General features: G+C 66.1%; 12 protein-coding genes. 5 read left to right on the top strand and 7 right to left on the bottom strand.

The window, feature by feature from the left end:
• Positions 1-1,479, bottom strand: a 1,479-nt coding sequence (locus tag FFS27_RS23470; RefSeq protein ID WP_137952236.1) for a ShlB/FhaC/HecB family hemolysin secretion/activation protein, incomplete at its 3' end; no start/stop codon positions are given.
• Positions 1,480-2,026: 547 nt separating this feature from the next.
• Here FFS27_RS23470 and zapE point away from each other — a divergent pair.
• Complete coding sequence (gene zapE, locus FFS27_RS23465) at positions 2,027-3,118, top strand: cell division protein ZapE (RefSeq protein WP_044727214.1); 1,092 nt, start codon at positions 2,027-2,029, stop codon at positions 3,116-3,118.
• A 39-nt stretch (positions 3,119-3,157) separates the two neighbouring features.
• Here zapE and FFS27_RS23460 read toward each other — a convergent pair whose 3' ends face one another.
• The 4 genes from FFS27_RS23460 to FFS27_RS23445 form a co-directional block, all read right to left on the bottom strand.
• Positions 3,158-4,465: an NAD(P)/FAD-dependent oxidoreductase gene (locus FFS27_RS23460; protein ID WP_003112837.1), complete on the bottom strand. Its 1,308-nt coding sequence runs from the start codon at positions 4,463-4,465 to the stop codon at positions 3,158-3,160.
• 63 nt (positions 4,466-4,528) lie between these two features.
• A complete protein-coding gene (locus FFS27_RS23455; protein WP_003094672.1) occupies positions 4,529-4,699 on the bottom strand; it encodes a DUF3094 family protein in 171 nt (56 codons plus the stop codon).
• A gap of 25 nt (positions 4,700-4,724) precedes the next feature.
• Positions 4,725-5,174: an MOSC domain-containing protein gene (locus FFS27_RS23450; RefSeq protein ID WP_021264127.1), complete on the bottom strand. Its 450-nt coding sequence runs from the start codon at positions 5,172-5,174 to the stop codon at positions 4,725-4,727.
• Positions 5,171-5,800, bottom strand: a complete 630-nt coding sequence (locus tag FFS27_RS23445; RefSeq protein ID WP_003094668.1) for a DUF1780 domain-containing protein — start codon at positions 5,798-5,800, stop codon at positions 5,171-5,173. The genes FFS27_RS23450 and FFS27_RS23445 overlap by 4 nt, the downstream gene beginning before the upstream one ends.
• 132 nt (positions 5,801-5,932) lie before the next feature.
• Between FFS27_RS23445 and FFS27_RS23440 the strand changes: the two genes are divergently transcribed.
• The 4 genes from FFS27_RS23440 (at position 5,933) to FFS27_RS23425 (ending at position 7,826) form a co-directional block, all read left to right on the top strand.
• Positions 5,933-6,358, top strand: coding sequence for a GNAT family N-acetyltransferase (locus tag FFS27_RS23440; protein ID WP_021264128.1), 426 nt, complete (start codon positions 5,933-5,935; stop codon positions 6,356-6,358).
• Positions 6,355-6,825 (top strand): hypothetical protein, encoded by a 471-nt coding sequence (locus FFS27_RS23435; RefSeq protein ID WP_003094664.1) that lies wholly within the window; start codon positions 6,355-6,357, stop codon positions 6,823-6,825. Before FFS27_RS23440 ends, FFS27_RS23435 begins: the two co-directional genes overlap by 4 nt.
• Complete coding sequence (locus FFS27_RS23430; protein ID WP_003094662.1) at positions 6,822-7,511, top strand: energy-coupling factor ABC transporter permease; 690 nt, start codon at positions 6,822-6,824, stop codon at positions 7,509-7,511. Before FFS27_RS23435 ends, FFS27_RS23430 begins: the two co-directional genes overlap by 4 nt.
• A gap of 105 nt (positions 7,512-7,616) precedes the next feature.
• The gene (locus FFS27_RS23425; RefSeq protein WP_003094660.1) at positions 7,617-7,826 is read left to right on the top strand and encodes a hypothetical protein; all 210 of its coding nucleotides are present in this window, start codon (positions 7,617-7,619) and stop codon (positions 7,824-7,826) included.
• Between the two features lie 36 nt (positions 7,827-7,862).
• On the opposite strand, the gene yacG is transcribed toward FFS27_RS23425, so the two are convergent.
• Both yacG and coaE read right to left on the bottom strand, forming a co-directional pair.
• Positions 7,863-8,063, bottom strand: a complete 201-nt coding sequence (gene yacG, locus FFS27_RS23420; protein WP_003094656.1) for a DNA gyrase inhibitor YacG — start codon at positions 8,061-8,063, stop codon at positions 7,863-7,865.
• Positions 8,060-8,638: dephospho-CoA kinase (coaE, locus tag FFS27_RS23415; protein ID WP_137952235.1), on the bottom strand; the 579-nt coding region annotated here is incomplete at its 5' end. The genes coaE and yacG, both read right to left, overlap by 4 nt.

Here is an 8,638-nt window from a genome sequence, read left to right as displayed (position 1 = left end):
TTCCGTGGTATTGGGGTGCTTGAGGAATTTCACCGCGCCCTGGTCGACGAACGAACTCAGCTGCCAGCCCGGAGCCAGGCTGTAGCGCAGCTCCGCACTGGCTTGCCAGCCTTCGTCGCCGTAGCCCTTGTAGCTGCCCAGGGGGAACGCCCGAACGCCGTAGGGGCCGCCCATGTCGAACTGTTCCGCGCTGTCGAGGTTGCCGCCGCTCCACTGGGCGTTGAGTTGGGCGAACAACTGCAGGCGGTCGCCCAGGTGCTGCAGGCGTACGGCGTTGAGCATGATCTTGTCGAAGCTGCCGGCGGTACCGATGGTGTAGCGGTCCAGCAGCCGCTCTTCGGCGGAGTCGATGGCGAGCTGGCCGTGGGCATAGGCCAGCGAGAAGCCGCTCTGTCCACCGCCGAACAAGCGGTCCTGGGCGTTTCCGCTGATGCTGGCGGTCCACAGGCGGATCTCCTTGCGGCTATGCCTCCCGGTACGCTCCTGGTCATCGCGAAGTCGCTTGTTTTCATATTGCAACTGGGTGGACAGGCTTAAGCTGCGGCTACGCAGCAGGGGCTGGCTGACGAACAGACTGTCGGTAATGGCCCGGCCATGGGCGTCCAGGCGCGAGAAGTCGCGTACCAGTCGATAGGTCGTCTCGGCGTGGGCCAGTCCGATGCGCGTGCCTCGGGAACCAAGGGGCAGTTGATAGGCTGCACGGTAGTAGCGTTGGTGCCGATCGCTGCCCAGCAGGCTCAGTCTCGCCTGGTCGCCCAGTCGCAGCGGGCTGTTGAAGTCGAGGGTGGTTCCCAGGCGATATTCCCCCATGTAGCGGCCGCCATGGTTGTCTGCCTCCAGCCTGCCGCCGACCAGCGGGCCGGGGCGGGCCTCGACGCGCAAGTCCGTGGTTCCCTGCGCCTGGCCCGGCAGCAGGGTGCCTTTGGCCTGGAGGCCGGGAATGTCGCTCAGGAGCAGAAGCGCACGCTCCAGCTCGGAGCCCTGGACCGCGGTATCTCGTTCGAGTGCGCTCAAGGGGCGGAGTAGAACGCGGTCCAGCGTTCGGGACGTGTTGTGCAGTTCGATCCTGCCGTAGCGTCCCTCGAGCACTTCGATGCGTACCGTTCCATCCTGGATTTCCTGTGCCGGGAGGAAGGCGCGCGCCAGCACATATCCCTTTTCCCGATAGAAATCGCCGATGCGGGCGGCGGCGGCGTGCAATTGGCTCAGATTGAGTTCCTGGCCCGGCAGGTCGTGCAGGAGCGCCAGCAGGCGTCGATCGTCGAACTGCCTGTTGCCGCTGAGTTGGAAGCGCTTGACCAGCACCGTCGGGCCGCCCTCTTCGGCAGCCCGTGATACGCCGTCCTCGGGGCTGGGGCGCTCGGCGTCCAGTTCCACCGGCGCGGGCAGGTTCAGGCGTCGGCTTTCCACGTCACGCAGCGCCTGCCCCGCATCCGGGGCGGCACTGGCAAGGCAGGACGACAGCATGGCCATTCCCATGAGGCCCGTACGGAGCAACGGTCCGGCCCTGAGGGATGGAACGATCGAAGTGGAATTGCCGGAAGGCTTTGGGGAGGGCGGCGGGAAAGAAAGGCTAGCCTGGTTACGCGGAAAAGCTGGATGCATGGTCAATCGGCCCGGAGCGCGGTTCTTGCAGGGAAAAGAAGCCGATATCCGCAGGCATGTGCAGAACGATCGGTTTCAAGGCGGAGAATCGAGTGGGCGATAGCCTGGGGCGAGGCTGAAACGGCGACAATCGTAGTTTTCTGGCGTTGGCCGGTAGAACTTCTTGGTTTTCGTAGGGGACTGGGAGGACTGCTGTAGGAAAAAACTCCGGTGATAACGGGCTCGGCTGCGGAAGCGGCGGAAACAGTGGGGCGGAAGTAGCGGCTGAGCGCGATTCCGTATCGCGACCGTGGCGGTCATGATCAAAGCGCCTGTCCGACTATCGCCCGCCGTTCGGTCTGGCGGCTGGAGCATAGGCAGGACGCAGCGCTAGAATTCCGTCTCGGTTTACGGTCCCTCTCAGGCTGAGCATCAACGGCGTGTGTCTTTCGGTTCTTTTTCGCGGCGTTCACCCATGACCGGCACCAAGCCCACAACGCCCGTAGCCCGCTATTTCCACCAAGAGGCGCAACGGCGCGGCTATGTGCTGGACGCGGCCCAGGGCAATGCCATTCTTCATCTCGATCGATTGGCGGAGCGCTTGCGTCGAGGTCCGGCGCTATTCCGGCAAGCGCCGCGCAGCCTCTACCTGTGGGGGCCGGTCGGGCGCGGCAAGAGCTGGCTGATGGATGGCTTCTTTCGCAGCGCCGATTTGCAGGGCCTGCGCCGGACGCATTTCCATGCGTTCTTTCGCCAGCTTCATGACGGCATGTTCCGCCGCCAGGGGCGGCCCGATGCCCTGGGCGGTGCGCTCGACGAACTGCTAGGAGATTGCCGGCTGCTTTGCTTCGACGAATTCCATGTCCACGACATCGGCGACGCGATGCTGATAACACGCCTGTTCAGGGAGCTGTTCCGCAGGAAGATCACCCTGGTCTGTACCTCCAACTACGCGCCGCGGCAACTGCTGCCCAATCCGCTCTACCACGAACGCTTCCTGCCGGCGATCCGGTTGATCGAGACGCGCATGGAAGTGTTGGAAGTAGCCGGCGCCCGGGACTACCGGACGGTTTCGCCGCGGCAGGAGATCGCTTCCGGTTATGCCAGCGGCGGGTATTGCTGGCCAGCCTCATGCGCTTGCCTGGACGAGCTGGGCTTGTCCGCGCCCGAGCCCTCGCAACGCGTGACCCTGCAAAGCGGCGCGAGGACGTTGCAGGCGCGCGCGGTGTGCGGCGACCTGGTGTGGTTCGCCTTCGCCGACCTTTGCGAGGCGCCAACCGCGGTGATGGACTACCTTGCCCTCGGCGAACGCTTCTCTACCTGGGTGCTGGAGGGCGTACCGCCGATGGCGCGCTGTTCGGTCGCCGCCCAGCAGCGCTTCATCAATCTCGTCGACGTCCTTTACGACAATGACCGGCGTTTTTTCCTGAGTGCCGAAAAGGCGCTGCCGGACTTGGTCGAGGGCAGCGACCTGCCTGCGGACATGCAGCGTACCGCCAGTCGGCTGGCGCAGTTGCGCCAGCTTCGCTGTTGAAGGAACGCCCCGCGCCGACGGCAAACGGGGCGTAATGGCTCAGTGCAGCTTGAGGCGTGGCTCGGTGCTGCGCAGGCGGCCGCTAAGCATCAGCATCGCGGTGCGCAGCGGACCGTACAACGCCATCTGGTGCATGCGGTATAGCGATACGTAGAACATCCGCGCCAGCCAGCCTTCGAGCATGACGCTGCCCATCAGATTGCCCATCAGGTTGCCGACCGCGCTGAAGCGCGACAGCGAGATCAGCGAACCGTAGTCGCGGTAGTGATATTCGCCCAGCGGCTTGCCTTCGAGACGGGCACGCAGCGATTTCACCAGCAGCGAGGCCTGCTGGTGCGCGGCCTGGGCGCGTGGCGGCACGTTGCGCGGTTGCTCTCCCGGTTGCGCCGGCTGGGGACAGGCGGCGCAGTCGCCGAAGGCGAAGATGTCGTCGTCGCGGGTGGTCTGCAGGGTCGGGCGGACCACCAGTTGGTTGATACGGTTGCTTTCCAGGCCGTCGAGTTCCTTGAGGAAGGCCGGAGCACGGATGCCCGCCGCCCAGACCTTGAGCGTCGCCGGGACGAACTCGCCGTCGCCGGTCCAGAGGCCGTCCGCATCTACCTTGCTCACCGCGGAGCCGGTCATCACCCGTACGCCGAGCTTGCTCAGGGTCTGGTGTACCGGCTGGCTGATACGCTCGGGCAGCGCCGGCAGCACCCGTGGGCCGGCTTCGACCAGGCTGATGTGCAGGTCTTCCGGGCGGATCCGGTCGAGCCCGTAGGCGGCCAGCATCTGCGCGGCGTGGTGCAGTTCCGCAGCCAGTTCGACGCCGGTGGCGCCGGCGCCGATGATGGCGATACTCACTGCGTTGTTGTTCGCGTCGTGCCCGGTATGCGCACGCAGGTACTGGCCGAGCAGCTGGCGGTGGAAGCGTTCGGCCTGGGCGCGGGTATCGAGGAAAATGCAGTGTTCCGCAGCGCCCTCGGTGCCGAAGTCGTTGGTGGTGCTGCCGACGGCGATCACCAGGGTGTCGTAGGCGATGTCGCGCTCGGGAACCAGTTCAACGCCATTCTCGTCCACCAGTGCGGCCAGGCGGACCCGCTTGCCGGCGCGATCCAGGCCCTGCATGCGGCCGAGCTGGAATTCGAAGTGGTTCCACTTCGCCTGGGCGACATAGTTCAGCTCGTCCTCGGAGGAGTTGAGCGAGCCGGCGGCGACTTCGTGCAGCAGGGGTTTCCAGATGTGGGTGAGGTTGGCGTCGACCAGGGTGACCTGGGCCTTGCCGCGTTTACCCAGGGTGCGGCCGAGACGGGTGGCGAGCTCCAGCCCGCCGGCGCCGCCGCCGACGATCACGATGCGATGGGACATGTGGATATCTCATAGTGGGAATTCCGTGAGGCGGTCGTCGGGAGCGTGGCTCGACCGGACGACTCAGGCCAGGTAGCTGAGGAGGCGGCTGAGCAGGCCCAGGCCGATGACCACGGCGAGCAGGACGAACATCAGGAACCACGGGCGGAACGGCGCACGCTCGACCTGGTGCAGCGGCGAGGCGAGGTACTGCTCGACCTTCTGCTGGTCTTCGGGGCTCAGTCGGCTGGACATGGCAGGCCTCCGTTTTCGATGTCGGTCATTCTAGACAGACAGGGTGCTCGATCACCAGCGGATCGTCGAGGCGGATCACTCCGCTGCCGATCACCCGCGCGGTGATGCCGCCCTGTTCGCGCACGCTTTTCAGCGTGCGGTGGTCGATGTGCTTTTCCAGGCGTCCGCAGGGTTGGTACCAGCCAGTGGTTTCCAGCAGCGCGCCGCCGAGGCGGAAGCGACGGTCCTTCAGGCTGAGCAGGTTGATGCCGGCGACGGCGATGTTGCGGCGCATCTCGTTGGGCAACAGCGGCCTGCCCAGCAGGGTACCGAGGGCCTCGATGTGTTCCCACTGCACCAGGGTGACCTGGCGCGGCGGGTGCGGGTGGTCGCCCGTCAGTCCCAGGCCGCGCCGTGCTTCCACCGCCTCCAGTTCCTGGATCGGCGCGCGGCTGCCGGAGCGCACGCCGATCCACTTCACCCGCCCTTCGCTCACAGGCCTACCCCGGCGTCGAACAGGATGCTGCGGCCGAGGTTGGCGCGCAGGAATTCGGGGGCGCCGGAGTGAGCGAAGAGCACCCGGGCAAAGGTCGGACCGACCATCGACAGCGAGCGCCAGCCTTGGCGCAGGTATTCGGTGGGCGGCGGGAAGGGCGTATTGAAATCGGGCACCGCGCGCTTCAGGTTGACGAAGGCCAGCAGGTCCAGTTCGCCGTGGTCGATGCCGCGCTCGCTATAGTTGTGCGCCTTCTTGCGCAGGGTTGGCGCCAGCCGTGCCTGCAGCTCGGCGGCGGCGATCCGTTGTGGCCGCTCTTCGCGGCGGATCAGTTGGCGCAGGCTGACGGCCTGGCGGCGACGGGTCAGTTCCTCGCGCCACTCCTCGTTCAGCCGGCGACCTTCATCGAGGACGAAGAACACCTCGAAGCCGGCACCCTTGAACAGGACGTCCGGCGGCTGTTCCCCGGGGGCGGCGAAATCCTCCTGGCGATAGGGCACGTTGAGGGCCTCGAGGAAGCGCTGGCAGACCCAGCGCTCGCGGTCCCATTTACGTGCGTTGGAGAGGAAGTCGTTGGCTTGTTCGGCCTGACGGGTGAGCAGGCGCAGATAATCCGCTTCGTTCATGGGCTCAGCTTAGTCTGCCGGTGGGCCCGCTTTCCAGCCCACAGGCGCTCCGGCTGCGACAATCCGTCCCGGAGCGCGCCAGCGGCGAGGCTCGGTGTACACTGCCGTTCCCCTTGGGCCGGAGCCGTTCCGATGCAACTTCGCAGCGTCATCGCCGCCGATCACCCGGCACTCTTCGCGCTGTGGTCGCGAACGCCAGGTATCCGCCTCCGTGCGGAGGACGCCTATCCCTTCTTCCTCGCCTACCTTCAACGCAACCCCGGGCTGAGCCTGCTGGTCGAAACCGAAGGGGAGGTGATCGCCTGCCTGATGGCCGGGCATGACGGTCGCCGTGGTTACCTCCAGCACCTGGTGGTCGATCCCGGTTATCGAGGGCTGGGGCTCGCGCGGCGGATGCTCGACGAGGTGTTGGCGCGTCTGGCGAGGGAGGGGATCGGCAAATCCCATGTCTTCGTCCTGGATGCCGCCGAGGAGGCCCAGGCATTCTGGCGAGCCCAGTCGGACTGGGAGCGGCGCAAGGACATCCAGGTATTTTCCACTCAGGAGGGACACGCGTGAAACGATTGCATTGGGTTCTGCTGGGCATGCTGCTGCCCGGCCTGGCGCTGGCCGTGGAGAAGGGCTCCACCCTGGAGCCCTGGACGTTGCAGGACCAGTTCGAAAAGGCGCACTCGCTGGACGACTCCACCCGGGTCCTGCTGGTGGCGCGGGACATGGACGGCTCGAAGCTGGTCAAGGCGGCGCTGGCGGAACGCCCAAAGGGCTATCTGGAGGCGCGCCACGCGCTGTTCCTGGCGGACATCAGCCGCATGCCGGCGCTGATTTCCCGGCTTTTCGCGGTGCCGGCCATGCGTGACTACAGTTATCCGGTGCTGCTCGATCGCGACGCGGCCATCGCTTCTCGCTATGCCTCGGACGAGGGCAAGGTGCTCTGGGTCAGGCTGGAGCAGCGCCGCGTGTTGGAAACCCGCCAGTTGGATTCGCCGGTGGCCCTGCGCATCGCCCTGGAACAACTGCAGCCGTGATCGCTGCCGAATTGCTGTCGGCGGAAAGCCTGGAACTGGGCTGGGCCATCTATGCGCCGCTGCTGCTGCTCGCCGCCTGGCGCGCGCCTTGGGTCGAGCTGGTCAGTGATACCCGCCGCCAGCACCTGGTGTTCGGTACCATGCTCGGGCTGTTCCTGCTCTGGCTGGTGCGCCGGGACTTCGAGTCGGGACTGTCCTTCCATTTCATCGGCATGACCGCCGTCACCTTGCTGCTCGACTGGCCGCTGGCGATCGTGGTGGGGCTGGTGGCGCAGCTGGGCTTGTGCCTGCTCGGTCGCCAGGATTGGCTGGCGATCGGCGTCAACGGCGTGCTGCTGGTGGCGATCCCCGCGCTGATCGCGGAGCTGGCGGCGTTGTTCGTGGAAAAGCGCCAGCCGCGCAATCTGTTCGTCTACATCTTCTGCTGCGGTTTCTTCCCGGCGGCCCTCACCGCGGTGGTGGTCCTGCTGCTCGGCCTTGGCGTGGTCTGGATCGACGGCCTTTTCCCGATGCCGCCCTGGCTGGAGGACTTCGCTGGTTACCTGTGGCTGATCATGTTCCCCGAGGCCTTCATCAACGGCACGGTGATCACCGGCCTGGTGGTCTACTACCCGGAGTGGCTGGAAACCTTCAATCGCACGCGCTACCTGCAGGCGCCCTGGAAGGACGAAGAGCGCAAGCCCTGATGACCAGTCATTCGCCAGGTTCATGGCGGGCGGCGGCTGACTTGCGTCAGTGTTTCGGACGAAGCTGGCCGCGATCCTGCCGTTTTCCCAGGTGAGGAGCGGAACATGGGTGTCCATGAATGGGCCCGAGAGGGCCTGCGAGAGTTGCTGTCGAAGAGCGACGAGGCGGACCGGGCAATGCGCCTGCGCGCGCTGCTCAGCGCAATCGTCGAACTGAACCGGGCGGAGCGCGATGCTGGCGACCTGGCCAGCGAACTGCAATTTCTTGCGGAGAATCTCGACGACCAGCGCGACTACGCTTTCATGCGTCCCTGAAGGAACGGACCTGCCGGATTGGCTGGCCCGTTGCGTTCAATGCTCGCGAGGCGGCAGGTCGGCGGAGAAGATGTCGTCTTCCAGGGTGTCGCCGGGGATCGCATGTTCCTCGGCGGCCCAGGCGCCGAGATCGATCAGCTTGCAGCGGTCGGAGCAGAAGGGGCGGTACTTGTTGTCGCTTTTCCATTCGACGGGCGCGCCGCAGGTCGGGCACTCCACGGTCAGGGGCTGGCTCATGCTCGGCCTCCTCGCAAGGTCAGGTAGAAGGCGTGCAGTCGTTCGACTTCACGCTGCAGGTGGGACAGGTCGCCGTCGTTGACCAGCACGTCGTCGGCGTGCTTCAAGCGCTCGTCGCGCCGGGCCTGGGCCTGGAGGATCGAGCGCACCTGCTCCTCGGAGACCTTGTCGCGAAGCATGGTGCGCTGTAGTTGCAGATGTTCCGGGGTATCCACCACCAGCACGCGCTGGGTCATCTGGCGCTGGCCGGACTCCACCAGCAGCGGCGAGACCAGGATGGCGTAGGGCGATTCGGCCCTGGCCAGGTACTGGACGATCTCCGCGCCGATCAGCGGGTGCAGCAATTGCTCCAGCCAGCGCCGTTCCTCCGGCGCCTGGAAGATCCGCTCGCGCAAGGCGGCGCGGTCGAGTTGGCCATCGGGCAGGAGGATGCCGTCGCCGAAGCGTTCGACGATCTTCGCCAGGGCCGGACGCCCCGGCTCCACCACCCAGCGGGCGGCATGGTCGGCGTCCACCAGGTGGACGCCGAGGGAAATGAAATGCTCGGCGGCTGCGCTCTTGCCGCTGCCGATACC

This window comes from Pseudomonas sp. 2VD, assembly GCF_005503585.1.
GTDB classification, from domain to species: Bacteria; Pseudomonadota; Gammaproteobacteria; order Pseudomonadales; family Pseudomonadaceae; genus Pseudomonas; species Pseudomonas aeruginosa.
This window is presented reverse-complemented; position numbering and strand designations above follow the sequence as displayed.